Below are 25,520 nucleotides of genomic sequence, written 5' to 3'. Positions count from 1 at the left end.
TTGCTGCTAGTAATCGTCCCCGCGCGGGGGCGCGACGGAATCGCATTCGGGGACTGAAGACCAGATGTTCGGGAACAAGAAGACGTGGATCTGGAGCGCCGGCGTGGCGCTGTGGTGCCTGGTGCTGGCGGGGGTGCTGTCGGCCAACCGCATGCTGTCGCTGTCGGTCGACAGCTCCTACCACCTGCAGGTCATGGAGGTGGTCCGCCATGCCTTCATCATCCCGCTGCAGGGCCACGAGTGGATGGCCGAGATGGCCTACTACCCCAAGCTCAGCCACCGGTTCGCGGGCCTGTTCGCCACCCTGGGCTGGCAGCACCTGAACGCCCTGCTGATGGCCGGCGTGCTGTCGGCGGCGGTGGCCTGGGCGTGCCTGTTCGAGCAGGCGCGGCGGGTGTCCCTGACCTTCCTGGGCCTGGGCCTCGCGCTCAGCTTGATCAACATCTACGTCACGCGCGGCGCGTTCGGCGGGGAGCTGATCGACAACTTCTTCTTCCCGCAGATCGTCGGCGAGGGCGTCAACCTGATCGCCCTGACCATCGCGGTCAGCCTGCTGCGCCGCTCGCGCCAGGTCTTCGTGCTGTTCGCCGTCGCCGCCGTCGCCTTCTGCGGCTGCTTCCACCTGGTGCCGACCCTGCAGCTGGCCGGCGCGCTGATGGCCATGCTGGGCGTCACCTGGCTGCGTGAGGTGCTGCGCACCCGCAAGTTCGAGCCGGTCGGCCTGGCCGGGCTGATCGCCATCCCGGCGGCCATCGTCCTGAACCCGTTCTTCGCCAAGATGCGCTTCATCGCCGGCAACAACGGCAGCCTGAACCTGCACGCCGACGTCTCGATGGACGCCCTGGCCGGCGTCTCGGCCCTGCTGATCGCCCTGTCGGCCTGGGTGCTGCTGGTGCAGCTGCTGCGGCCCGCCGACGACCCCGACGCTGAGGACGGCGACCTGTCGGTGCTGATGTTCGCCTCGCTGGGCGCGGCCTGCGGCGCGGCCATGCTGGCCCAGTACGCCGTGTTCAAATTTCTGGGCGACGGATCGCACTACGCGGTGATGAAGCACAGCTTCGGCGTCTTCTCGCTGCTGGCCTTCGTGGTTCCGCTGTGGGGCCTGACGGTGCTGGGTGTGCGCGGCGCCCCGGCCGAGGAAGCCCTGGGCCAGCGCCGCCTGCCGGTCGGCGTCGGCCTGGCCCTGGCCGCCCAGACGGTGGTCATGCTGGCCCTGTTCCTGCGGCCCAGCGTCATGGACGTGCCGCAGATCAACGCCGTCATGGAGGACATCCGCCAGGTTCGCGTCACCCGCGGCCTGCACGGCGACCAGGTGATGTACTCCGCCGAGACCCCGACGCCGATCACCACCTATATGGGCACGATCGCCATGCTGCAGTCGGCCCACGGCGCCAATGTGCTGAGCCTGATGGCCGACGGCCGCCCCGACCGGGCCGGCGACGCGCCCTTCATCGTCACCCTGGCCGGCGACGCCTATGACAAGCCCGGCTGCCGCTCGGGCAAGCCGATCGGCCTGGTGGTGGTCATTTCCGGTCCCTGCCTGGAGCCGCCCTCGTACCGCTTCAAGAACGGCGGCTCGGGCGTGTCCTTCCTGCGCGAAGGCTGGTCCGTGCCCGAGCTGGGCGGCGTCTGGGCGGACGGCAAGCGCTCGGTGGTCGAGGTCCCGGTCAGCGACTGGCAGCGGAACCTGAAGTCGCCGGTGCTGGAACTCGCCGCCTTCGCCTTCCTGCCGCCGGAGTCGCCTAAGCGCACGGTGATCGTCTCGACCCCGGGCGGCGCTTCGGAAAAGTTCGAGTTCGGCCTGAAGACGGCCGTGTCGCACAACTACGTCCTGCCGCTGACTCCGGACCAGCTGAAGGGCCCGACCCTGACGGTGGTGATCGAGACCCCCGACGCCCAGCGTCCCAAGGACATCATGGCCAGCCCCGACACGCGCCTGCTGGGCGCCGGCCTGGAGACCCTGCGGATCGTCGAGGCGGGGGCGAAGTAGAGGGATGCGCCCCTCTCCCCTTGCGGGAGAGGGTGGCCCGCCAGGGCCGGGTGAGGGGTTGAAAGACAGAGCCGCCGCGACAGCTTCACCGCCGTCGCGGCGGCTTTCGTTTGGGCGACCCCTCATCCGTCAGCTTCGCTGACACCTTCTCCCGCAAGGGGAGAAGGGGCTAAGCGTCTTCTCTCCGCTCCGCGAACACCCAGAAGTGGCTCAACAGGAACAGCGCCCCGGTGTAGCTCACCGCCGCCGAGCCCTGGGCCGCCACGCTCCACAGCGTCCCGGTCGGCAGGACCAGCTTGGCCAGGGTCAGCACGCCCTGGTTCAGGGCGAAGGCCGCCGCCACCGCCACCCCGTAGCGCAAGGGCGCCGAGCGCGTGGTCCTGCGCGCCTTGAACACGAAGAACTTCGACAGCACGAAGGCCACGCAGATCCCGACCGCGTAGCCGATGGCGTTGGCCAGGTGGGCCGGCACGTCCAGCCCCACGTCCAGGGCCACGATGATCGAGAAGCCGACCAGGGTGTTGAACACGCCCGCCAGGCCGTAGCGCAGGGCCGAGACCAGGAACGCCCGCCGCGCGGGGGTCAGCAAGGCCGTCAAGAACGCGGCTCGTCGGCGTCGAAGCCGTGGCGGTCCATGACCACGTACAGCGGCCGGCCCTTCACTTCCTGATAGATGCGGGCGACGTATTCGCCCAGCGAACCGATGGCCAGCATCTGCACGCCGAAGCTCATCAGGATCGCCACCATCAGCGACGGATAGCCCGGCACGTCGTTGCCCAGCAGCAGGGTGCGCAGGACGATCCAGATCGCCCAGAGCACCGCCAGCGCCCCGACCCCGGCCCCGACATAGCTCCACACCCGGATCGGCGCGCTGCTGAACGAGGTGATGCCGTCCAGGGCGAAGTTCCAGAGCTTCCAGTAGCGGAACGAGGTGGTCCCCGCCGCCCGCTCGGGCCGGACATAGGGCACGCCGACCTGGTTGAACCCGACCCAGGCGAACAGCCCCTTCATGAACCGGTTGCGCTCGGGCAGCTGGCGCAGCACCTCGACCACCCGCCGGTCCATCAGCCGGTAGTCGCCGGCGTTATAGGGCAGGTCGACCTCCGACATCTTGTTGAAGGCCTTGTAGAAGCCCTGGGCCGTCAGGCGCTTGAGGAAGCTGTCGGCGCTGCGATCCACGCGGACGCCATAGGCCACGTCGGCCCCGGCCTCCCAGGCCGTGATGAACTGGCCGATCAGCTCGGGCGGATCCTGCAGGTCGCAGTCGATCGGCACGATCATGTCGCCGCCGGCCGCGTCCAGCCCCGCCGAGAGGGCGGTCTCCTTGCCGAAGTTGCGGGCGAGGTTGATGATCTTGATGCGCCGGTCGCGCTGGTGGTGCTTCAGCAGCACCGCCAGGGTGTGGTCGCGGCTGCCGTCATTGACGCAGACGATCTCGTAATCGACCCCCAGCCGGGCCAGCTCCGCGTCGATCCGCTCGAAGAACAGGTCCAGCACCTCCTGCTCGTTGTAGCAGGGGGCGACAATCGACAGCGTCTTGCCGGCGCGCGAACGCGTGGCGACGGCGGGCGCGGGCGGCGGGGCGAAGGCGGACGCGACGGGCTGAACCATGGCGGAGGTTTAGCCGGGTTGCGCGCGGAGGGGGAGGGGGCAGGTGCGGCGCTCGCCCGCGAAGTTATCCAAGGGCTCGCGATCCAGGCTCCTCTCTCCGCCTGCGCCCGCAAGGTGGCGGGACCGTCGGCGGCGGACCAAGGGCAGGGGCCGGAGACGGCTGTAAAGCCTGACAAGCGTCTATGGCGCGCCTAAATTTTCCGGCGAAAATTATAATACGAAACGCCCTGCGCGACCATGAACAATAATTATAAAGAACATAACCCTCGCCGTTTGGCCAGTCGACGATAGAAAACATGCCGAATTTCGGCGTTAAAACTTAAATATTTTTCTTTTGCGCGACTTTATCCCGCCGCTCCTGTACTTCAGCTTGGGACTTTCGGCGAACGGCGGAGCCATGACTCTAAACACGACCACTGCCGACCATCTTTGCAAGGCGGCCAGTGGGATCGCCGGGCTGGACGAGATCACCTTTGGCGGCGTGCCAGCAGGCCGTCCGACACTGATCGCCGGCGCCGCGGGGTGCGGCAAGACGCTCTTCGCCCTGACCTTCCTGGTGAAGGGCGCGACCGTCTACGACGAGCCGGGTGTCTTCGTCAGCTTCGAGGAACGGGCCGACGACCTGATCGAGAATGTCAGCTCGCTGGGCTACGACCTGCCCGGGCTGATCGCCGACAAGAAGCTGCTCATCGACTATGTCCGGGTCGAGCGCAGCGAGATCGAACAGAGCGGCGAATACGATCTCGAAGGGCTGTTCGTCCGGCTTGGGTACGCCATCGACAAGATCGGCGCCAAGCGCGTCGTGCTCGACACCCTGGAAGCGCTGTTCTCAGGCCTCGGCGATGGTCCAGTGCTGCGCGCCGAGCTTCGGCGGCTGTTCCAGTGGCTGAAGGATCGCGGGGTCACGGCGGTGATCACCGCCGAACGCGGGCCCGAGGGGCAGCTCACCCGGCACGGCCTGGAAGAGTATGTCTCCGACTGCGTGATCGCGCTCGACAATCGGGTCGACGAGCAGATCACCACGCGCCGCCTGCGCGTGATGAAGTATCGTGGCTCCGCCCACGGGACCAACGAATATCCGTTCCTGATCGACAAGGGCGGCATCAGCGTCCTGCCCGTCACCTCGGCGGGGCTTTCCCACTCGATCTCCGATGACGTGGTCTCCAGCGGCATCGTCGGCATCGACGCCATGCTCGGGGTCGGAGGCTTCTATCGCGGCTCCAGCGTGCTGCTGTCCGGCCCATCAGGGACGGGCAAGACCACCTTCGGATCCCATTTCGTCAACGCCGCCTGCCTGGCCGGGCAGCGGGCGATCTACTTCTCCTTCGAGGAGTCGCCCGAGCAGATCGTGCGGAACATGCGCTCGGTCGGTCTGGACCTCGGCGCCCACGTGGCCCGGGGTCTGCTGCGCTTTGAGTCTTCGCGCCCCAGTCTCTTTGGTCTGGAGATGCACCTGGTGCTCATGATCCGCCAGATCGACCAGTTCGATCCGATGGTGGTCGTGATCGACCCGATCTCCGCGTTCCGGGGTTCGGAGAGCGAGATCCACTCGACCCTCCTGAGGCTGGTCGACTACCTGAAGGTCAAGGGCATCACCGTGGTCTTCAACAGCTTGGTCAACGGCGACCAGGCGGACCGGAACGAGCAAAGCCTGTCCTCGCTCATGGACGTCTGGATCGGCCTGCACGATCTGGAGGCCAACGGCGAGCGCAACCGCGGCCTGTTCGTGCTGAAGGCGCGCGGGATGAGCCACTCCAATCAGATCCGCGAATACCGCCTGGGATCGGACGGCGTCAGCCTGCTGGAGCCCTATATCGGGCCTCACGGGGTGCTGACGGGCAGCGCCCGTATCGTCCAGGAGGCTGAGGAAGAAGCCGCCGCTCTGGAGCGCCGCGACGAGATCGATCGTCGCCGGCGCGAATTCGCCGAGAAGAAGAACGCCGCCGAACGCCAGATCGCCGAGACGCGAGAGGCCCTCCAGCGGGAGGAAGCCGAGCTGCTCGCGCTGGACACGGTGGACGAGCGCAAGGAGCGCGCGCTCACCGCGGGCCGGTCCGCGGCGGCGACGCGCCGGAGCGCAGCGACATGACCACGGCTCCCCAGACGCCGAACGACGGGTCTGACGAGGGCGACGATCGCCTCGGCGAGGGCGTCTTCCATTTCCGCCTGTACGTCGCCGGCCAGACGCCCAAGTCCCTGGAGGCGATCCGGAACCTGACGCAGTTGTGCGATGCGCACCTGCCGGGCCGCCACAGGATCGAGGTGCTCGACCTGGCCGAGAACCCCGAGCTCGCCGCCCAGGATCAAATCATCGCCATCCCCACGCTGGTGCGCCGTCTGCCTCCGCCCCTCAAGCGCATGATCGGCACGCTCTCGGATCCCGAAAGGTTCCTCGTCGGGCTGGACTACAGCAGGCCAACCTCATGACGGGTCGCGGCGACGGCAACACCGCTGACCCCAAGCACGTGCTGAGGCTCTACATCACCGGCTCGACGCAGCGCTCAACGCGAGCGATCGCGAACCTGCGACGGGTGCTGGAGAGCGAACTGCCCGACCGCTACGACCTGGAGATCGTCGACGTCTACGAGCACCCCGAAGCGGCGAGCGAGCACCAGATCATCGCCGCGCCGACCCTGATCAAATTGCAGCCCGAACCGGTGCAGCGGGTCATCGGCGATCTGTCCGATACCGAGCGCGTGTTGCGCGGCCTTGGTCTACCGGCGAAAGGCAGCGGCATTGGGTCCAAGTAGCCCTCCCGCCGCATCATCGGAGATCTCGCTCGAGGATGAGGTCCTGGAGCTCCGGCTACAGCTGGCCGAAGCGCGGGAGACCCTGGAGGCGATCCGCAATGGCGAGGTGGACGCCGTCGTGGTCGGCGGACCCGACAACCGCAAGGTCTACACGCTCGAGACCGCCGACCGCTCCTATCGTCTTCTGATCGAGCAGATGACCGAGGGCGCGTTGATGGTCGGCCCGGACGGCGCGGTGCTGTATGGCAATCGCGCCTTGGCGGAGATGCTGGGATCCACGCCGAGCGCCCTGATGGCCACGGGGCTGGGCCCGTTCGTGAAGCCGCGATCCTTGCCCGATTTCCAGAATGTCCTCGTCAACGGCGGCAAGGCCGAGTTGAGCCTGACGCGCAAGAACGACGGCGAGACGCTCATCGTCCAATTGTCCCTGACCCGCCTGGACGCTCCGGACGGCCAGTTCCTGTGCGGGGTGCTCACCGACCTGACCGCGACCTACGCCCAGGCTCGCGAAGTCGCCGAAGCCAAGTCGGCCCTGGCGGTCGAGGCCGCGCACCGCGAAAGCGACGAGCGCTACCGCCTGATCCTCGAAGGTGTCAGGGACTATGCGATCATGGCGATCGACCTGGATCGCAAGGTCACGATCTGGAACGCCGGCGCCCAGCAAATCCTGGGTTGGCAAGCCAGCGACCTGATCGGGCGATCACTTCCGGCGATCTGGACCGCCGCCGACCAGGCCTCCCGAGCCGACGACCGCGAACAGGCGCTGTGCCTGGAAAGCGGTCGCGCCGAGGAGGAACGCTGGCACCTGCGCAAGGACGGAACGCCCTTCTGGTGCCATAGCCTGATGATGCCGCTTCGCAGGGACGATGGGCAGCATATCGGCTTCCTGAAAATCCTTCGGGACCGCACCGAGCAGCGCGCCGCCGACGAGAAGCAGAGCCTGCTGATCAACGAGTTGAACCATCGGGTCAAGAACACCCTGGCGACCGTGCAGTCGATCGCCGCCCAGACCCTGCGCGCCGCCGCGACGGTCGAGGAAGCCCGCTCCGCGCTGGAAGAACGGCTCATCTCACTGTCGAGAGCGCATGACGTCCTGACGCGGGAAAGCTGGGAGGGGGCCGAACTCAGCGAAATCGTGGCGTTGGCCGTATCGCCCTACAGCGGGCCGGACGCCGCGCGCATCGTCACGGGCGGCCCCAGCGTCCGCCTGGAGCCCAGCATGGCGCTGGCCATGGCCATGGCCTTGCAGGAATTGGCCACGAACGCCGTGAAATACGGCGCGCTCTCGGCCCCGGCGGGACGGCTCAGCATCCATTGGGCCGTGGAAGCCGATGTCATTCGGCTCAGATGGGAAGAGAAGGATGGCCCCCGCGTCACTCCCCCTCTGCGTCGCGGTTTTGGCTCTCGGCTGATCGAGCGAAGCCTCTCGGCCGCGCTCGGCGGCGAGGCGGCGATAGACTTCGCTCCGACCGGAGTCGTCTGCATGATCGCCGCCGCGATCAATGCGGCCAGCAGCGAGCCGTATGACGTCGGCGTCATCGCCTGAAGCATCGGGCCGAGAGCATGGAACAACCGCGCACGCCATCGCTTACGTCTGCATGTCCCAGTGCCCCAAGCCGGTCGTCCTCATCGTCGAGGACGAATATCTGATACGCATGCTCGCGGTCGCGGCGTTCATCGAAGAAGGATTTTTGGTCGTCGAGGCCGAGCACGCCGCCGAGGCGCTCCTCATGTACGAGGGCAATGCGGAGATCGGGGTCCTCTTCACCGACGTGAACATGCCCGGGACGATGAATGGCATTGATCTGGCCGAGCATCTGAAGATGTCAGCGCCTGAGCTCCACGTGATCGTCACATCGGCGCTGCCCATCCTGAGATCGGTCGATCACCTGTCGGGCCTGTTCGTGCCCAAGCCCTACGACATGCAAGGCGTCTGCTACGCGGCGCGGCGCCTCTTGGCCGCCTGAAGAGGGGTGGGGGCTGGGTCCAAGAGTCCCCCTCACACCCCCGCCATCAGCAATCCCCCCTCCTTGATCGCCTTCATGCATACGGTCGTGGTGTACCGCTGCACGCCCGGCAGCTGGCTCAGCTCCTTGCGCAGCAGGTGGTCCAGGTCCTCGACGTCGGCGGCGACGATGCGCAGCAGGTAGTCGCCCGCGCCGGCCGTCGAGTGGCAGTCGGTGATGCTGGGGTGGCGCAGGACCGCGGCTTCGAAGGCTTCGGCGCGGCTGAACTCGACGGTGGCCAGGGCGAAGACGGTCAGGCCCTTGCCGATGGCCTTGGCGTCGACCTGGGCGCGGTAGCCGGTGATGACGCCCTGCTTCTCCAGGGCCTGGACGCGCGACCAGCAGGGCGACTTGGACAGGCCCACCCGCTCGGCCAGGGCGGCGAACGAGATGCGGGCGTCGGCTTCCAGAATCCGGAGGATCGACAGGTCGATGCGGTTGAGGGCGGCCATTCGTTCTGCTCTGGACGGCTATGACGGGACATCGTTCTAACCCTGGCGACAAGCGCCGCGCAAACGAGGACAATGTGCCGGGCCTCGCCGCATAAGGTTTCGCCATGGCGCAAGACATGACCTACGCGCGGTACCTCGCGCTCGACGAACTGCTCTCGGCCCAGAAGCCGATGAGCGACCGGCACGACGAACTGCTGTTCATCGTCATCCACCAGACCAAGGAGCTGTGGCTCAAGGAGATCATCCACGAGGTCGAGCTGGCCAAGCGGCTGATCGCCGGCGGTGACGTCGAGCCGGCCTACAAGGCCCTGGCGCGGGTGTCGCGGATCCAGACGGTGATGACCCTGTCGTGGGACGTGCTGGCGACCATGACGCCGGCCGATTACCTCAGCTTCCGGGGCGACCTGGGCTCGAGCTCGGGCTTCCAGTCGCACCAGTTCCGGACCCTGGAATATCTCTTGGGCCTGAAGGACCAGAGCTTCCTGAAGTTCCACGAGGAGGGCTCGTCGGCGCTGGGCCAGCTGCAGGCGGCGCTGGACGCGCCCAGCCTGTACGACGTGGCCATCGCCCAGCTGCCTCGCCACGGCCTGGCCGTGCCGGGCAGCGCCTTGAGCCGCGACTTCAGCCAGACCTATGTCGCCTCGCCCGAGGTAGAGGCGGCTTGGCTGGAGGTCTATCGCGACCCGCAGCGCTATTGGGAGCTGTACCAGCTGGCCGAGAAGCTGGTCGACCTGGACGACGCCCTGGTCACCTGGCGCCACAAGCACGTGCTGACCGTCGAGCGGATCATCGGCGGCCGGCCGGGCACCGGGGGCACCGACGGGATCGGCTACTTGGCCTCGACCCTGCGCCGCCGGGCCTTCCCGGAGCTGTGGTCGCTGAGGACGAAGTTGTAATGGGGACGAAACTCTGATGACGGCCCGCAAGGACCTGTTCTCCAAGGCGCTCAGCGTTCCGGGCCGCCTGCACATGGCCGCCCACAGCCACCACCTGTGGCCCGACGCCACCCTGGTCGCCCAGGTCGAGGCCTGGGAGGACGCCGCCACCCTGGCCGACCACAAGTGGGACAAGGCGCTGGGCGAGGTCTATCCGGCCGCCCAGGGGCTGGTGGCGCGGGAACTGAACCTCCCGTCGTCGGACAGCGTGGTCTTCGCGCCCAACACCCACGGCCTGCTGGCGGTGCTGGTCTCGGCCATCGGCCGCAAGCCCGTGCGCATCCTGTCGACCGACGGCGAGTTCCACTCGTTCCGCCGCCAGGCCCAGCGCTGGGTCGAGGCGGGCGAGGTCGAGCTGACCGTGGTCGAGAGCGACCGTCCCGACTTCGCCGAGCGGTTCATCGCGGCGGCGCGCAGCGGGACCTACGACCTGATCTTCGTCAGCCACGTGTTCTTCAAGAGCGGCTACGTCTTCGACCGGGTCTGGGAGTTGGCGAGCCTGGCGCGGCCCGAGGGGCCGTGGGTGGTGGTCGACGGCTATCACGGCTTCCGCGCCGTACCGACCGACCTGTCGGCGGTGGCCGACCGGATCTTCTACGTGGCCGGCGGCTACAAATACGCCATGGCCGGGGAGGGCGCGGCCTTCCTGCACGCGCCGGCGGGCTTTGGCCCGCGTCCGAGCCTGACGGGCTGGTACGCCGAGTTCGGCGACCTGGAGGGGCCGCCGGGCGGGGTGGGCTATGCACGGGACGCCAGCCGCTTCATGGGCGCGACCTTCGATCCGTCGGGACTGTACCGGTTCGTGGCGGCGGGCCGGATGCTGGAGGCCGAGGGCCTGACCACGGCGGCGGTGGCCGCGCACGTGGCGGGGCTGCGGGCGTCGTTGCTGACGAAGATCGAGGCGGGCGAGGCGGGGCCGCTCAAGGACGCGGTGGTGGTCAACGCGCCCGGCGACGGACCCCAGGCGCGGTTCCTGGCCTTCCGGCATCCGTCGGCCCAGGCCTGGAAAGCGGCGCTGGCGGACCGAGGCGTGGTGGTGGACGTGCGCGACGACGTGCTGCGCGTGGGCCTGTCGATCTATCACGACGAAGCGGATGTGGTGGCGTTCTGCGGGGTTTGCGCGGGGCTGGGCTGAAGGGCCCTTCTCCCCTTGCGGGAGAAGGTGGCCCGAAGGGCCGGATGAGGGGTTGCACAAACGAACACCGCCGCGACGGCGGTGAGGCTGTCGCGGCGGCTCTGTTCTTTGACCCCTCACCTGACCCGCTTCGCGGGCCATCCTCTCCCGCAAGGGGAGAGGGGCAGGGTTCCTTAGGCCGCCAGCTGTTCCAGCGCCCAGAGCATGCTGTCCATCGCCTGGTGAACGGGCTTGCCGTCGCGGGTGTAGTTGCCGCTTTCGAAGATCTGGACCAGGTCGGCGCGGGCCCGGCTGACGCGGCTCTTCACCGTGCCGACCGCGACGCCGATCATCTCGGCCGCTTCCTCATACGAGAAGCCGCCGGCGCCGATCAGGATCAGGGCTTCGCGCTGCTGCTCGGGCAGCATCATCATCGCCTGGCGCAGGTCGTCCAGGGCGATGGCGCCGTCGAAATTGGTGTTGGCGACCAGGGTCCGCTCGGCGGTCTCCTGGTCCAGGCCGACCGAGCGCCAGCTGCGGCGCTTGTCGGAATAGAACTGATTGCGCAGGATCATGAAGGTCCAGGCCTTCATGTTGGTGCCCATGGTGAAGCTGTTGCGGCTGGCCCAGGCCTTGGCGACCGCGTCTTGCGCCAGGTCGTCGGCGGCGGTGGCGTCACCGCAGAGGGAGCGCGCGAACGCCCGCAGATGCGGGATCAAGGCGACCAGGTCGCGCTCGAAGGTCTTCTGGTCTTTGGGATCCATCTTGGCCTCGCTCGAAAATACTCAAGCTACAAACGACCCTCGACGGCAATTGGTTGCAGTCACGCTTACGATTAGGCGCCGATCAGTACTCATCTTCGGGAATGGCCGGGATGGCGTAGAGGATCGGCACGACGCAGCCGCGATAGCCCGAGGGCGGCGGACTGGGCTTGGCGCCCTGCAGGAGGCTTCGGGCGGCGTCGGCGAACTGGGCGCTGGGCTGGGCGGCCAGCACCTCGATCGCCCCGACTTGGCCCCAGGGGGCGACGTCGAAGCGCAGGATCGCCCAGCCGGCGACGCGGCGCTTGGCGAAGGCCGGCGGGTAGAACTTCACCTCGGGAATGTTCAGCGCCTCGCGGGTCACCTTGCAGTCGTCGCCGGGGCGCTCGAAGGGCGCGGCGGGGGGGCGCTTGGGCGCCTCGGTGGCCTTGGGCTCGGCGCGGAAGGCGGCGAAGCAGCCGGTGCGGGGCGAGCCGGGGAAGTACTTGGCCTCGGACACCGCGCCGGCGGCCGCGTCGGCGAAGGCGCGCTCGCCGTGCTGGGCGGCGACCCTGACGTTACGGGCCGCGCCATTGGCGTCGATGTCGTAGAGCAGCGTGGTCCAGGACGGATCGACGGTCTTGTCGTCGAAGGCGCGCAGGTCGGGATAGACGATGACCTGCGGACGGCGGCGCGGCGCGCGGTTGCAGTCGCCGCCGGCGGACAGGGCCTCGCGCACGGCGGCCGGCGGGTTGCGCGGGTCGCTGGCCAGGATCTCGAACAGCTTGGCCGGCGAGGCCTGGGCGATCGGCAGATAGCTCGGCGCCAGGTCGATCTGGCAGTCGCTGGCCCCCGCGCCGGGCGCGAACCGCCAGCTGGCGATGATCGCCGCCTGTTCGTCGGTGGGCCAGACGGCGTTGCGGCCGGGCGTGGCGGTGCGCTTCAGGTCGGTCACCCGGCCGTCGGCGTCGATCGAGAAGGTGTAGATCTCGTTGGTCGGCGGCGGGGGCGGCGTGTAGGGCGCGGCCCCGGGCGCGCCGACCGGCGACACGACCGGGTTCCAGACCTGCCAGACCTTGGGCGCCAGGGCCGCGCCCTCGACCAGCCGCGCGCCGCCCTGGGCGCAGACGATGGCGGTCGGCGGCGGAGCGAAGCTGACCACCCGCACCTCGATGTCCGACCTCTTCGTCGGCGGGGGCGCGGGAACGCTGGCGGCGGCGGACGCGGCGGGCGTCAGTATGGCCAGGGCCAGAAGCAACAAGCCGCGCATGGACGCTCCGCGATCTAAGGTTGCGGCAGCTATCCTCCCGGGCCGGAGGGGCGTCAAGGGGGACGGAGGCCGAGACCGACGCGTCCTCGTGGGGACGATCTAGGCGCGAGCCGTTGCCCTCGCCGACGCCAACACCTCCTCAACGGCCTTGCTGGCCGCGTCCGTCGCATCGTTGGCGCACGAGGCGCAGACGAAGCCGGCCTTCGGATCGACCAGGACTTGGGCCATCCACAGGGTGTTGGAGCCGCTGTGCCACAGCCTGCCGTCCTTGCTGGTGAACCAGCCCAGCGCATCGCTGCCCCCGAAAGGCGGCGTGTGGAGCTTGTCCCACGTGGCGGGCTTCAGGAACCGGGCGGGGCGGTCACGGTGGGCGCTCAGATAGACCAGCATGTCCGCCAGAGGCATGTGAACCCGGCCGGCCGGCCCCATGGCGGCGACATTGTCGTCGCCCAGTCCTCCCGGCGGACGGGGAAGCCGTTTGCCGCCGGCCATGAGGTGACCGATCGGCTGGTCGATCCGGCCGGGGATGCCCGGCGCGCCCTGTCCCGCCCGTTTAAGGCCGAGCGGCGCGAAGACCTCCCGCTGGATCAGGATCTCCCACGGCTTGCCGGTGAGCTTTTCCAGTATGGCGCCCACGACGACATAGCCGTTGTTGCTGTAGGCGTGCTGCGCGCCCAGAGCCCCGACCGGCTTCTGGGCCAGGGCCAGACGCGCGTATTTCAGCCGCTCAGCGCGCGCGTCCGGCGAATGCAGGCTGAAGGCCCCGGTGTCGGCCGCTTCAATGTTGGACTGAAGCCCGGCGCGGTGACTGAGCAGGTGCAGAAGCGTGGCGTCGCGATAGGCCGGCGGGACGGGCGCGCCCTCGTCATCGAGCACCTGGCCGATCGTCGTATCCCACGACAGGACGCCCGCCTCGACAAGCCGGCCGCACAGCGTCGCCGTCATCGACTTGGTGATCGAACCCCAGTGCCACTGATCGCCTGGCTGGACCGCGAGCTTGGCCTCGCTCGAGCGAAGGCCGGTCACCAGCAGGCCCGACCGGTTCCCGCGCGCCCAGCCGGCGCCCATGGCCGGCGCGCCGGCGTCCGACCGCTTGGTCTCCAGGAGATCCCTCGTCAGGGGCGGCCAGATCTTCTCGGAAATGGTGTCGGCGACCGCACCACGGGTAAAGCGAAGCTTGAGCGGCGCGCCTTGGGTAAATTCCGCGTCGATGTGGCGATCATCGCTCATGACGCCTTCGATCTTCACATTGAGGCGCTTGAAGGTGGCGCTGAGCCGCGCGCCGTCGACGGCGATCTCGCTGCTGGGGAAGCTGGCGTCGCCCTGGCTCAGGCTGCTCAGGTGGAGCACTGCCCCCTTGGCGTCGATGACGAGCCGGAAGGTCAGGGGCGCCTTCCCCGGATCGTAGACGGCTGTCCAGGTTCCGTAGAGGGGCGGGTCGGCGGCGAAGGCCTGGCCGGCGGTCGCCAGGCCCACGGCGCCCGTCAGCGCCTGCAGATGGGCGCGCCTTGTCATGTTCATCTGAAATCCCCGGGGACGGCGGTTTGGCCTATGGAGGCCCGCCTTCCCCCTAGTGGGGCCGGTCAAGTTGAACCGTAGCTGAACACACCCCGGTAAAGCGAGGCCGGAGATACTTGGACGCTGACGGAAAAGGTCGGGGATGGGGAAGTCGGAAACGCCCTCGCCCATGGGGAGAGGGTGTCCTGGAGCGGCCTTCTCTTACGTCCGTGATGGGTGGTGATTGGAGGTTGGCTGGCCGTCGCTACGGGGTTAAGCTCAGCTTCATGCGCCCACCGACCGCCTAAAGAATTGCGATGCCGATTGTTGTCTCGGTCTTGTCGCTGTAGCGCCGATGGCAGGGCTCATTTCCAGGTTCATAGACCTCGGCGCTTACCTGTTCTTGGACGTTTGCCTCTACTTCCTAGTGATCTATCTCACGCGCTGTCCGCGCTTCGGACTACCAATCGGCTTACGCTTCCACGACAGATCGGCGTTCCGATACACCTATTCGGGTCATGCGGCGGAACAATGTAGCCGGTGTGACCAACCGCTGTGATCGGCGGCGACCACGTGCTGGCAAAGTTAGTGTCGGCAACGGGTGGTTCCGGTGGTCGCCGGCGACAATTTCTTCACGACCGCCTGAAAATTACCTCGTTCGGACCGTCCGCGCGAAGCAGCTCGATCCATTGGATCCCTGTAGCCTGACTAAGATCGGCGGCTACCTCGCGTATATTGTCTTCGAAGGGCGGCGGCGCGATTAGACTTCCAATCTGTCTGCCTGTACGCGTGAAATCGATATGTACCCAGCGGGCCGCGCAATCCTGCGAAAAGGCTACCAACAGAGTCAACGGCGTTGCCCCAGATCGTGTCGGCGACCAAAGGCTTACACCGCCCAGCGTAGGTTGTGGAACAAAGTTTGGCAGGAATTGCGCTGTCTCTGTCGGCGCCATCAGCCCCGCCTCAACAAGCCTCCTCCATAGCGAATAGCCGTCGCCGCGCTGCCAAAAGGATGAGTAGTGGACGGCGTCACCAGCGCTCTTTGACCAAGCGACGCTGAAATCCTCAGCAGTCTCTTTGTCCATTTCGCTCACTGCCCGCAGAGTGGTGGGGGAGTACGCTCCAGGCCTAGTGATCTCTCCCGCCAAGATACGAGCGAAAAGATCTTGCAATCGCTCGGATGACGCGTCTTTCGCGAACCTAGCGAAAGCGTTTACCCAGTCCTCTTCAGGTTCCCCACTTGTCTGGCGCTGAACATCTTCCCCTTCATCGCTCGTGTCGTCCTTATCCTCGGACAAGTGTTCAGCTGTCCGTTGCGCGACTTGAACTAGGTTTCGAGTCTGGCGCAGCTCGGTGGGGAGTAGAGCGGAAGTGGCGAAATCAATAAAACGTGGATCCGTGAGGCCTTGCACCGCAGTATCGTGAACTATCGCGGCTACCGAAGCCGCTTGTGTCGCCGTCTTATCTTCGATGCCCGGCTCCTTCCTCTTTAGCCACGCTGCTGGCCATGACGCTGCCCCGCCCAGCAATTGACCCAGGGTAGCCGAAAAAGCACTGCGGACCCGTCGCGGCGCTACGGACGTAAGTGCCGCGAGTGTCGGTGTAGTTTCGTCAACCATCTTGATCCCGCCAAAAATAGTATTGGGCCTAAAGGCATGACGGCCGAGCTGAGTCGGGTCGGGGCTCACGCGGCCTTTCTAAGCAACTCTACGATTGAGTGGGCCCCTTCCTCATAAGCGAGGACGTCCGCGGTGCTAAGTGTCGTAACACGGCCATGCATGACCTCGTTACGCAGTCTCATCGCTCGGTGGATCAGTGCGGCCGTTTCCGTTGAAATCTTCCCAAGTTCTTGGAGGGCTGAGATTTGTGCTCTCACGTTGAGCCGGCTGTTATCTAAGCCGAAGTGATTCAAAAGCCGATTGAGCTCGGCTTCAATACTAAGCCAGGCGACCAGGATCGATCCTGCCAGCCGCGCCAAGTCGGGCTCCTGGCGTGTGCTCAGTGAGACGTGAGTCTTAAGGAAATCAATCTGGTCTCGATTCGAAATAGAGGTAGCGGTGCTGGTGCCGCCAGCTTTTCCGGTGGTGCCGGCCGCCACAGGATTTGGCTGAGGAGGTGGCGCGCCGCCGGAAGCAGGAGTGGTCTTAGCGTCCCGGTTCTCAGCAGCTTTTGCGCTATCGACAGCTAGGGCTCCGACACGATCTCCGAAGCTCGCCTCAATGCCGAGGCCTTTCCAACTGGCGAGCCGGCCAAACAAGCTTTTCAGGGGCGTGCGAAAGATGACTGCTAGGACGAGCAACGTCGTTGGCCAAGCTAACGCCTTGATGACTTCCGCCCAGAATTTGAGCCATTCCGCTGCGCCGGTCGGCGCGAACACTTCGATCGAGAAGTTCACGTACAGCCCCCGAACCTTCTGCGCTTGCGTCGCACGATGCACGCGGAACTGCAATCTTCGCGTGCGGATATCGCCCCACACTCTTGCTTGAAGGATAGGTAATCTCAATGTCGGTCAGGGCCGCTAGCCGCCCCACGATCAGCCCTGCGATCGTCTCGCCGTGAGATGTAGGGATGGCGCCTTCCCGGGCGGGAAGGGCTTTCGACCACGGCGCTTCATTCGGTGAAGGTGAAATCCCTCACCCTTCGCCGCCCGCCACGTGCTTGATCAGGTTGTCGCGCAGCTTGGTGACGGTCTTCTGGGTGCTGGCGAACTCTTCGGGCTCAAGGCCGGTGGCGATGACCAGGGTGCGCTGGGCGCCCTTCTCGCGCAGGGCGCGGCCGGCGTCGGTCAGGGTGAGGATGACCTGGCGCTCGTCGGCCGGGTCGCGCTGGCGGCGCAGATAGCCCTGGCTCTCCAGCTTCTTGAGGATGGGCGTCAGGGTGTTGGACTCCAGGAACAGCTTCTCGCCCAGGCTCTTCACGCTCTGGCCGTCGCGCTCCCACAGGGCCACGATGATGATCCACTGGGTGTAGGTCAGGCCCAGCTCATCCAGGATCGGCTTATAGGCCCGACCAAAGGCCAGATTGGCCGAATAGACCGCGAAACACAGGAAATCGCCCAGTTTCGGCAGGGGCGGGGTGTCAGCGGAGGCGGGCATGGCGGTCCTTCGGGGCGGGTGTCGGCGGGGCATGTGTCGGCGTCGAGGGCTCCTATATAAGTCGCATCCGATGAAATCGGAAGATTGACATTCGCTAGTCGATCGATTTATGGGATCGGCACCGATTAAATCGGATACGAATAAAAGGAAAAGCGTGATGACCGCCTCCCTGGACCGCCGCCGTCTGTTCCGCGCCATCGCCGTGCTGGGCGCCGCCGGCGCGCTAACCGCCCTGGCCTCGGTGGCGAAGGCGGAAGCCGCGCCGGGCTGGACCCTGCGCCAGGTCGCGGCCGGCGACCTCGAGATCGGCTATGCCGAGATCGGTCCCGCCAGCGGCCAGCCGGTGATCCTGCTGCACGGCTGGCCCTACGACATCCACGCCTTCGCCGAGGTCGCGCCGATCCTGGCCGCCGCCGGCAAGCGGGTGATCGTCCCGCACGTGCGCGGCTACGGCTCAACGCGCTTCCGTTCGGAGGCCACGCCGCGCAACGGCCAGCAGGCGGCGCTCGCGGTGGACGTCATCGCCCTGATGGACGCCCTGAACATCCAGAGCGCGGTGGTCGCCGGCTTCGACTGGGGCGCGCGCACGGCCAGCATCGTTGCGGCCCTGTGGCCTCGGCGGGTCCAGGCCCTGGTCAGCGTCAGCGGCTATCTGATCGGCAGCCAGGCGGCCAACGCCGCGCCGCTGTCGCCCGAGGCCGAGTTGTCCTGGTGGTACCAGTTCTACTTCGCCACCGAGCGCGGCGCGGCCGGCTATGCCAAGAACCGCGACGCCTTCGCCCGGCTGATCTGGAAGACGGCCTCGCCGAAGTGGGCGTTCGACGACGCGACCTTCGCCCGCTCGGCCGTCTCGCTGGCCAATCCCGATCACGTGGCCATCACGATCGACAACTACCGCTGGCGGCTGGGTCTTTCGAAGGGCGAGGCGCGCTTCGACGCCCTGGAGGCCAAGCTGGCCCGGCGCCCCGACATCACCGTCCCGACCATCACGATGGAAGGCGACGCCAACGCCGCCCCCCATCCAGACCCGGCCGCCTATGCCGGCAAGTTCAAGGGCCGCTACGCGCACCGCCTGATCTCCGGCGGCGTCGGTCACAACCTGCCGCAGGAGGCGCCCCAGGCCTTCGCCCAGGCGGTGCTCGATGTGGCGGGCTGGGCCTAGGCGCCATGACCATGAACCGCTCGACTCCCACCCGCCGCGACTGGCTGAAGACCGCCGCCGCCGGCCTGGTCCCGCTGTCGCTGGGCGGGGTGCTGGCCTTGCCGCCGGCCAGACAGGCCGTGGCCCGCGCCTTCGCGCCCGCGCCGATCCTGGACGCCCTGAAGCTGGCCCCGACCTGGCTGAACAGTCCGCCGCTGGACGCCGCGACGCTGCGGGGCAGGGCGGTGGTGGTCTGCTTCTGGACCTATTCCTGCATCAACAGCCTGCGGATCCTGCCCTATCTGCGGGCCTGGCGGAGACGGGGCCTGACGGTGATCGGCGTCCATACGCCGGAATTCGCCTTCGAGGCCGAGACCCCGAATGTGCGCCAGGCCCTGGGCGACCTGGGCGTCGACTTCCCGGTGGCGCTGGACAGCGACCGGCGGATCTGGAGCGCGTTCGGCAACAACGCCTGGCCGGCCTTCTATTTCATCGACGCCGAGGGCCGGGCGCGCGGCAGGATCGCCGGCGAAGGCCAGTACGAACAGTCCGAGCGCCTGATTCGGGGCCTGGGGGCGAACGGCGCCGGCCCGGCCGTTCTCACGCCGCCGCCCGGTCTCGGCCCCGAGCTGGCGGCGGACTGGGACGACCTGGGCTCGGGCGAGACCTATCTCGGCTACGGCCAGGCGACCGGCTTCGCCTCGCCGGGCGGCCTGAAGCGTGACGTCCAGCGGATCTATGAACCGCCCAAGGCCCTGCCGTTGAACCGCTGGAGCCTTTCGGGCGCCTGGACCGCGGGCGAGGCGTTCGCGACCGGTGGCGCGGGCGGCAAGATCGCCCACCGCTTTCACGCCCGCGACCTGCACATGGTGCTGGCCCCCTCGGACCGGCCGGTGCGTTTTCGCGTGCGGCTGGACGGCCAAGCGCCCGGGCGCGACCACGGCGTGGACACGGGCCCGGACGGCCTGGGCTTGGTCGACCGACCGCGCATGTACCAGTTGGTCCGCCAAGCCGGCGCGGTGGCGGAGAGAACCTTCGAGATCGAGTTCCGCGACCCCGGCGTTCGGGCCTACGTATTCACCTTCGGCTAGCTCACCCGGAACGTGGCGGCGGCCCGTCCGGCGGCGTCGCTGACCCGGGCGGCGACGATCGCGCCGTCGCGGTGACGCAGATGGCCGCCGGCCGGATCGAGGGTCGCGAACGACACGCCCTTGCCGCCCGCCAGGCCCGGAACCCGGCGGAAGCTGGCCCGCTTCGGATCGACGCCCGAGGCCGGAACCAGGGTCGCGGCGCCGTCCGGGCCCAGGGCCAGCACGTGACCCGGCTTGAGGATCGGCTCCAGCGCGATCGTACCCGCGCCGGCCGGGCCGGGCTTCTGGCGAAACTGGGTGGTCGGCAGCGGGCCGACGCCGAGCAGCGCGCGATCGCCGTCATGGCGCAGGAAGGCGTCCGGCCGGTCCAGCGGCGAGAAGCGGTCGGGAACCTCGCCCGCCCCGACCGGCACGCCGAAGTCGGGCGTCCCGTCGGGCTTGTAGTAGAGCCGCTGGATCCGCGTGTGGCGGTTCGGGTCGAACAGCGGATTGCCGTCGATCTTCCGGTAGTCGCGGCCGTGATAGACCATGATGTCGCGGCCCTGCTCGTCGACCGTGAACGAATTGTGCCCCGGCCCCCAGACGCCGGTCTCCTCGCACGAGACGAAGACCGGGTCCGGCGACTTCTTCCAGGCGTCCGGCGCCATCAGGTCGGCGTCCGCGTCGGCGCTCAGCAGGCCCAAGCAGTAGCGGTCGTCGGTGGCGCTGGCCGAATAGCTGATGAAGAGCTTGCCGTTGCGATGCAGCGGCGCGGGGCCCTCGGCGACCTTGTAGCCGCGCACCTCCCAGTCCAGCGTCGGCACGGTCAGGCGCGTGGGCGGCTTGGCCAGGGTCAGCGGCGTGGCCAGCGGGGCCAGGTAGAGGTTGCTGTTGGTCTTGATGCCCGGCTCGGTCTGGGCCCAGAGGGCGTAGCGCACGCCCTTGTGGCTGAAGATCGTGGAGTCGAGGGTGAAGGTGTCCCACGGCGTCTGGAACTGGCCCGCCATCGCCCAGCGCCCGCTCAGCGGATCGCGGTCCCGGCAGACCAGCACATAGGTGCGGATGTGGAACGGCTGACCCGCGTCGCCGGCCGCGAAGTACATATGCCAGGCGCCGTCGAAATGGTGCAGCTCCGGGGCCCAGATATAGCCGCCCAGCTTCCCCGTCTTGGGCCGCGTCCAGATCACCGTCTCGGGGGCGGTGGCCAGGCCCGCCAGGGTGGAGGCGCGACGGATGACCAGCCGGTCGTACTCGGGGACCGAGGCGGTCATGTAGTACCGGCCGTCGCGATGCCTGAAGATCTGGGCGTCGGCCCGCTGGCGGACGAGGGGGTTGGAGGCGATGGGGGCGGCCTTGCCGGCGGCGAGGGCTGGCCCGGCGACCGTCAGCGCTCCGGCGCCGGCCAACATCGCCCGGCGCGACGGCCCGTCGGCCTCGATGGATTCAACCGACATGCAACGCCCCTCGTGATGGCACATCCTCGTCCGCGCGAGGTCGGCGCGCGAGGTGGGCGGATATTGTCCGACAAATGGAGGGGCGGCAAGGATGGGCGGCGCCTCCTCAAGGCGCGACAGGGCCATCCCTTGTCACCGGTGTCATTCCTGTTGACGGCGCCGACGCGCCTCGGCAGCCTCCGCCCGGGCTGGCGTCAGACTGGCAAGGCGACTGGGGATGGAAGATGACTGCTCGCAGCTTCGAAGACGCGCCCGTGCTCGCCCGTCGAGACCTGATCGCCGGGGGCTCGGCCCTGCTCGCGGGTCTGGCCGGCCCGGCCGTCGCGGCCGCCGAGGATCCTTGGGCCAGAGCCCGGGCCGTGGTGGCCCGCATCAAGCCGCCGACCTTTCCCGACCGTGATTTCAAGCTGCTCGACTTTGGCGCCGACGCCGAAGCGGTGGCCGATTCCAGCGCCGCCTTCGCCGCCGCCATCGCCGCCTGCGCCGCGGCCGGCGGGGGGCGCGTGGTCGTGGCCCCGGGCCAGTATCTGACCGGTCCGATCCAGCTGAAAAGCAACGTCAATCTGCACCTGGCCAAGGGCGCGACCGTGCTCTTCAAGACCGATCCCAAGGCCTATCTGCCGGCGGTGTTCACCCGGTGGGAAGGCATTGAACTGATGAACTACTCGCCGTTCGTCTACGCCTTCGAACAGGAGAACATCGCGATCACCGGTCAGGGCGTGCTCGACGGTCAGTGCAGCCGCGAGCATTGGTGGACGTGGAAGGGGCCCTGGAAGCAGAACCAGCACGGTTGGCGCGAAGGCCTGCCCAACCAGCGCCCAGCCCGGGCGCGCCTGTTCCAGATGGCCGAAGACGGCGTTCCGGTCGACCAGAGGGTGTTCGGCGAGGGCGACTATCTGCGGCCCAGCTTCATCCAGCCCTATCGCTGCAAGAACGTGCTGATCGAAGGCGTTTCCCTGCGCCGTTCCCCGATGTGGCAGCTGCACCCGGTGCTCTGCGAGAACGTCACCATCCGCGGCGTCGACGTCAATTCACACGGCCCCAACAACGACGGCTGCGATCCGGAGTCCTGCCGCGACGTGCTGATCGAGGACTGCTTCTTCTCGACCGGCGACGACTGCATCGCGGTCAATTCGGGGCGCAACGCCGATGGTCGGCGGCTCAAGGCGCCGTCCCGCGACATCGTCATTCGCCGCTGCCGCATGGCCGACGGCCACGGCGGCATCACGGTCGGCAGCCAGATCTCCGGCGACGCCTTCCATGTCTTCGCCGAGTCCTGCCAACTCGACAGTCCCGACCTCAACACCGCCATCCGCTTCAAGAACAACGCCCTGCGCGGTGGCAGGCTGGAGAACATGTTCTTCCGCGACATCGTCGTGGGCCGGGTGTCGCGCGCCGTGATCACCATGGACTTCAACTATGAGGAAGGCGCCAAGGGCCCCTTCACCCCCGTGCTGCGCAATGTCGTGATCGAGAAGCTGGTCAGCGCCGCCAGCCTGAGGGTCGCCGACCTCCAGGGCCTGGACAAGGCGCCGATCGAGGGGGTCGAGTTGCGCGACTGCGATTTCCGGGGCGTGGCCGGCCCCAGTGTCATCAAGAACGTCAACGGCCTTTCGCTGCGCAATGTGCGCGTGAACGGAGCGAAGGTGACCCAGCTGTGAGGCGGCGCGCCGGGCGAGCCCTGCCGCTGGCGACTAGGCTCACCCCTTCCGGAAGAACCCGTGGATCCGCTCTGCGAGCGCCTGGCTGACGCCCTCGACCTTCAGCAGGTCCTCCACACTCGCCCGGCCCACGCCCTTGGCTGAGCCGAACGCGTGGAGCAGGGCCTTCTTGCGGCCCGGGCCGACGCCCTCGATCTCGTCGAGGGGGTTCTTCTTCAGGTCCATGGAACGGCGGATGCGGTGGGCGCCGATGGCGAAGCGGTGGGCCTCGTCGCGCAGGCGCTGCAGGTAGTAGAGCACCGGCGACTTGGGCTCGAGCATGAACGGCGTCTGGCCGGGGATGAAGAACCGCTCCAGGCCGGCGTCGCGGTCGGGGCCCTTGGCGACGCCGACCACGGCGATGTCGTCGACGCCCAGGTCGGCCATGATCTCCAGGGCCGCGTCCAGCTGGCCCTTGCCGCCGTCGACCAGGACGAGGTCGGGGCGGTTGTCGCTGTCGCCTTCCTCTTCCTCCTTCACCAGGCGGGCGAAGCGGCGCTTCAGCACCTCCTTCATCATGCCGTAGTCGTCGCCGGGGGTGAGCTCGGTGCTCTTGATGTTGAACTTGCGGTACTGGCCCTTCATGAAGCCCTCGGGTCCGGCCACGATCATGCCGCCCACGGCGTTGGTGCCCTGGATGTGGCTGTTGTCGTAGACCTCGATCCGCTCGGGCGGGGCCTCCAGCTTGAAGGCCTCGCAGACCCCGGCCAGCAGCTTGGTCTGGGCCGAGCCCTCGGCCATCTTTCGCCCCAGCGCCTCGCGGGCGTTGGTCAGGGCGTGCAGGACCAAGTCGGCCTTCTCGCCGCGCTTGGGCACGGCGATCTCGACCTTGCGGCCGCTCTTCAGGGCGAAGGCCTCGGACAGCAGCTCGCTCTCGGCGGGCTGGAGGTTGGCCAGGATCAGGCGCGGGATCGGCTTGTCGTCGTAGAACTGGCCCAGGAAGGCGGTGAGGATGCGTTGCTCCTCGGTGGTGGTCTCGTCCTCGGACTCGTCGGCGGAGCCCGCCACACGCGGGAAGTAGGCGCGGTTGCCCCAGTTCTGGCCGGCGCGGAAGAAGAACACCTGCACGCAGGCCTGGCCGCCCTCGACGTGCAGGGCCACGACGTCGGCCTCGTCCACGGTCTCGGGATTGATCTGGGTCTCCTGGGCGACGCTGGACAGGGCGCGGATGCGGTCGCGCAGGCGGGCGGCGCGTTCGAACTCCAGCTCCTCGGCGGCGGCTTCCATCTCCTTGGCCATGGTCGCCATGACCGCGCGGGACTTGCCGCGCAGGAAGGCCTCGGCCTGGTCGACGAGACCCTGGTAGTCCTCCTTGCCGATCAGGCCGGTGCAGGGGGCGGCGCAGCGCTTGATCTGGTGCAGCATGCAGGGCCGGTCGCGGCTCTCGTAGACGCTGTCGCTGCACGAGCGGAGGAGAAACGCTTTCTGCAGGGTGTTCAGCGTGCGGTTCACCGCCCAGGCGCTGGCGAAGGGGCCGAAATAGTCTCCCTTGATGGTGTGGGCGCCGCGGTGCTTGCGCAGCTGCGGGGCGTCGTGGTCGCGGCGGATGACGATCTCGGGGAAGCTCTTGTCGTCACGCAGCAGCACGTTGAAGCGCGGCTTCAGCTGCTTGATCAGGTTGATCTCGAGCAGCAGGGCGTCGGCTTCGGTGCGGGTGGTGACGAACTCCATGGACCGCGTGGCGTCGACCATGTGGGCGATGCGGTTGGTGTGGAAGCGGCCTTGCGCGTACTGCACGACGCGCTTCTTCAGGCTCTTGGCCTTGCCGACATAGAGGACTTCGTCGGCCTCGCCGATCATCCGGTAGACGCCGGGCGCGTCGGGCAGGCGCGAGACCTCGTCCTTGATCAGGGCGGCGCCGGACAGGCGGGGAGAGGCGTCGGTGTCGGTCGTCGTATCGGTCACGCCCGACATATAGGCGAGTCCGTCGCCGCCAGCGACGGCTCAGACGCGCCGACGCGCGGACTGCTGACGGAAACGCGCGGGATCAGGCGCGGGGGGGCCGCCTCTCGCAACACTGGGGGGCACGGCGAGAGGCGGCCGGCCGAACGTCCTCGGCTAGGGGGGCGTGCTCTGGACGTTCGGCGCAGGGGCCCACCGCCGGGGATGAGACATCCGGGGCGGATGAGATGGGCCCCATCTGGGGACGCGGGTGGCTCAGACCTTGAGGTCGAGCAGGGCGCCGGTCATGTCGTCGGCCGTGCGGATCACCGCCGCATTGGCCTTGGCCTCGGTGACCGCGCCGATCTGCTCGGTGCGCTCCTTGACGTAGTCCACGTGCTTGAGCTCCGCGACCGTCTCGGCCCGGTAGTCCGAAGCCGCCACGCGCTGGGCGCTGGCGTGAAGGCGGTCGGCGGCGGCCATCATGCCGGCCGCGGCGGTTGAAATAGCCTGCATGGACAATGTCCTCCGTCTTGAGGACGGTTATCCGGTCGGTTGGGTTAAGTGGCCGCGACCGAAAATGGTAAAATTCACGCCTTGGTCATCTTTTTTAGCGGCCGTTAACCTTGCCGCGCACCCGCCGATGCGCGCTCGGCAGGGTGAATCTTCCGCCAACCAAACCAGACGGGAACAGTGCTGGCGCAAGGCGTCCGGCCAAGCATGCGCCCGATCCAAGAACGCCGTTATCGGCGACAAATCCTGCCCAACATTACAAAACCTTTAGCCTTGGCCGTCTCGACAAGCCGTCATCGGG

23 protein-coding genes are annotated in these 25,520 nt (G+C 67.7%); 11 read left to right on the top strand and 12 right to left on the bottom strand.

What is annotated here, in order from left to right; genetic code table 11:
• The first annotated feature begins 64 nt into the window (after positions 1-64).
• Entirely contained in the window at positions 65-1,990 is a 1,926-nt protein-coding gene (locus tag AC1RRV_RS18180; RefSeq protein WP_492861049.1) for a hypothetical protein, read from the top strand.
• Positions 1,991-2,159: 169 nt separating this feature from the next.
• Here the strand turns inward: AC1RRV_RS18180 and AC1RRV_RS18175 are convergent, their stop codons facing one another.
• Positions 2,160-2,588: a GtrA family protein gene (locus tag AC1RRV_RS18175; RefSeq protein ID WP_492861048.1), complete on the bottom strand. Its 429-nt coding sequence runs from the start codon at positions 2,586-2,588 to the stop codon at positions 2,160-2,162.
• Positions 2,585-3,601 carry a glycosyltransferase family 2 protein gene (locus tag AC1RRV_RS18170; RefSeq protein ID WP_492861047.1) on the bottom strand — a complete coding sequence of 339 codons (1,017 nt, stop codon included), beginning with the start codon at positions 3,599-3,601 and terminating at the stop codon, positions 2,585-2,587. Before AC1RRV_RS18170 ends, AC1RRV_RS18175 begins: the two co-directional genes overlap by 4 nt.
• A gap of 397 nt (positions 3,602-3,998) precedes the next feature.
• On the opposite strand from AC1RRV_RS18170, the gene kaiC reads away from it, so the two are divergent.
• Genes kaiC through AC1RRV_RS18145 form a run of 5 tightly spaced genes read left to right on the top strand, consistent with a single transcriptional unit; the run spans position 3,999 to position 8,318 of the window.
• Complete coding sequence (gene kaiC / locus AC1RRV_RS18165; RefSeq protein WP_492861046.1) at positions 3,999-5,690, top strand: circadian clock protein KaiC; 1,692 nt, start codon at positions 3,999-4,001, stop codon at positions 5,688-5,690.
• Entirely contained in the window at positions 5,687-6,028 is a 342-nt protein-coding gene (locus tag AC1RRV_RS18160; protein WP_492861045.1) for a circadian clock KaiB family protein, read from the top strand. The genes kaiC and AC1RRV_RS18160 overlap by 4 nt, the downstream gene beginning before the upstream one ends.
• Positions 6,025-6,351, top strand: coding sequence for a circadian clock KaiB family protein (locus AC1RRV_RS18155; RefSeq protein WP_492861044.1), 327 nt, complete (start codon positions 6,025-6,027; stop codon positions 6,349-6,351). The genes AC1RRV_RS18160 and AC1RRV_RS18155 overlap by 4 nt, the downstream gene beginning before the upstream one ends.
• On the top strand, positions 6,338-7,897 hold the full coding sequence (locus AC1RRV_RS18150) for a sensor histidine kinase (protein WP_492861043.1): 1,560 nt from the start codon (positions 6,338-6,340) through the stop codon (positions 7,895-7,897). Before AC1RRV_RS18155 ends, AC1RRV_RS18150 begins: the two co-directional genes overlap by 14 nt.
• On the top strand, positions 7,875-8,318 hold the full coding sequence (locus AC1RRV_RS18145; protein ID WP_492861042.1) for a response regulator: 444 nt from the start codon (positions 7,875-7,877) through the stop codon (positions 8,316-8,318). The genes AC1RRV_RS18150 and AC1RRV_RS18145 overlap by 23 nt, the downstream gene beginning before the upstream one ends.
• Positions 8,319-8,350: 32 nt before the next feature.
• On the opposite strand, the gene AC1RRV_RS18140 is transcribed toward AC1RRV_RS18145, so the two are convergent.
• Entirely contained in the window at positions 8,351-8,809 is a 459-nt protein-coding gene (locus AC1RRV_RS18140) for an Lrp/AsnC family transcriptional regulator (RefSeq protein ID WP_492861041.1), read from the bottom strand.
• Between the two features lie 104 nt (positions 8,810-8,913).
• Between AC1RRV_RS18140 and AC1RRV_RS18135 the strand changes: the two genes are divergently transcribed.
• Both AC1RRV_RS18135 and AC1RRV_RS18130 read left to right on the top strand, forming a co-directional pair.
• Positions 8,914-9,705, top strand: a complete 792-nt coding sequence (locus tag AC1RRV_RS18135) for a tryptophan 2,3-dioxygenase (protein ID WP_492861040.1) — start codon at positions 8,914-8,916, stop codon at positions 9,703-9,705.
• Between the two features lie 16 nt (positions 9,706-9,721).
• Positions 9,722-10,879, top strand: a complete 1,158-nt coding sequence (locus AC1RRV_RS18130) for an aminotransferase class V-fold PLP-dependent enzyme (RefSeq protein WP_492861039.1) — start codon at positions 9,722-9,724, stop codon at positions 10,877-10,879.
• Positions 10,880-11,052: 173 nt separating this feature from the next.
• Here AC1RRV_RS18130 and AC1RRV_RS18125 read toward each other — a convergent pair whose 3' ends face one another.
• The 6 genes from AC1RRV_RS18125 to AC1RRV_RS18100 form a co-directional block, all read right to left on the bottom strand.
• A complete protein-coding gene (locus AC1RRV_RS18125; RefSeq protein ID WP_492861038.1) occupies positions 11,053-11,622 on the bottom strand; it encodes a sigma-70 family RNA polymerase sigma factor in 570 nt (189 codons plus the stop codon).
• An 82-nt stretch (positions 11,623-11,704) separates the two neighbouring features.
• Positions 11,705-12,868, bottom strand: a complete 1,164-nt coding sequence (locus AC1RRV_RS18120) for an energy transducer TonB (protein ID WP_492861037.1) — start codon at positions 12,866-12,868, stop codon at positions 11,705-11,707.
• Between the two features lie 99 nt (positions 12,869-12,967).
• Positions 12,968-14,389: a serine hydrolase domain-containing protein gene (locus AC1RRV_RS18115; RefSeq protein WP_492861036.1), complete on the bottom strand. Its 1,422-nt coding sequence runs from the start codon at positions 14,387-14,389 to the stop codon at positions 12,968-12,970.
• Positions 14,390-14,997: 608 nt separating this feature from the next.
• Positions 14,998-15,984, bottom strand: coding sequence for a DUF2806 domain-containing protein (locus AC1RRV_RS18110; RefSeq protein WP_492861136.1), 987 nt, complete (start codon positions 15,982-15,984; stop codon positions 14,998-15,000).
• A 65-nt stretch (positions 15,985-16,049) separates the two neighbouring features.
• Positions 16,050-16,760 (bottom strand): hypothetical protein, encoded by a 711-nt coding sequence (locus AC1RRV_RS18105; RefSeq protein WP_492861035.1) that lies wholly within the window; start codon positions 16,758-16,760, stop codon positions 16,050-16,052.
• 238 nt (positions 16,761-16,998) lie between these two features.
• Positions 16,999-17,460, bottom strand: a complete 462-nt coding sequence (locus tag AC1RRV_RS18100) for a MarR family winged helix-turn-helix transcriptional regulator (RefSeq protein ID WP_492861034.1) — start codon at positions 17,458-17,460, stop codon at positions 16,999-17,001.
• Between the two features lie 157 nt (positions 17,461-17,617).
• On the opposite strand from AC1RRV_RS18100, the gene AC1RRV_RS18095 reads away from it, so the two are divergent.
• On the top strand, positions 17,618-18,622 hold the full coding sequence (locus AC1RRV_RS18095) for an alpha/beta fold hydrolase (protein WP_492861033.1): 1,005 nt from the start codon (positions 17,618-17,620) through the stop codon (positions 18,620-18,622).
• An 11-nt stretch (positions 18,623-18,633) separates the two neighbouring features.
• Positions 18,634-19,692, top strand: a complete 1,059-nt coding sequence (locus tag AC1RRV_RS18090) for a redoxin family protein (RefSeq protein WP_492861032.1) — start codon at positions 18,634-18,636, stop codon at positions 19,690-19,692.
• Here the strand turns inward: AC1RRV_RS18090 and AC1RRV_RS18085 are convergent.
• Positions 19,689-21,125, bottom strand: a complete 1,437-nt coding sequence (locus AC1RRV_RS18085) for a family 43 glycosylhydrolase (protein ID WP_492861031.1) — start codon at positions 21,123-21,125, stop codon at positions 19,689-19,691. The two genes, AC1RRV_RS18090 and AC1RRV_RS18085, sit on opposite strands and share 4 nt — an antisense overlap.
• 224 nt (positions 21,126-21,349) lie before the next feature.
• On the opposite strand from AC1RRV_RS18085, the gene AC1RRV_RS18080 reads away from it, so the two are divergent.
• Positions 21,350-22,786: a glycoside hydrolase family 28 protein gene (locus AC1RRV_RS18080; RefSeq protein ID WP_492861030.1), complete on the top strand. Its 1,437-nt coding sequence runs from the start codon at positions 21,350-21,352 to the stop codon at positions 22,784-22,786.
• A gap of 39 nt (positions 22,787-22,825) precedes the next feature.
• Here AC1RRV_RS18080 and uvrC read toward each other — a convergent pair whose 3' ends face one another.
• Both uvrC and AC1RRV_RS18070 read right to left on the bottom strand, forming a co-directional pair.
• Positions 22,826-24,739, bottom strand: a complete 1,914-nt coding sequence (gene uvrC, locus AC1RRV_RS18075; RefSeq protein WP_492861029.1) for an excinuclease ABC subunit UvrC — start codon at positions 24,737-24,739, stop codon at positions 22,826-22,828.
• Between the two features lie 243 nt (positions 24,740-24,982).
• Positions 24,983-25,222: a flagellar hook protein FlgE gene (locus AC1RRV_RS18070; RefSeq protein WP_492861028.1), complete on the bottom strand. Its 240-nt coding sequence runs from the start codon at positions 25,220-25,222 to the stop codon at positions 24,983-24,985.
• Positions 25,223-25,520: the final 298 nt, after the last annotated feature.

It is taken from the genome of Caulobacter sp. GW821-FHT11E10 (genome assembly GCF_058808375.1).
The sequence above is the reverse complement of the archived record's forward strand: the minus strand, read 5'-3'. Positions and strand labels throughout refer to the sequence as shown.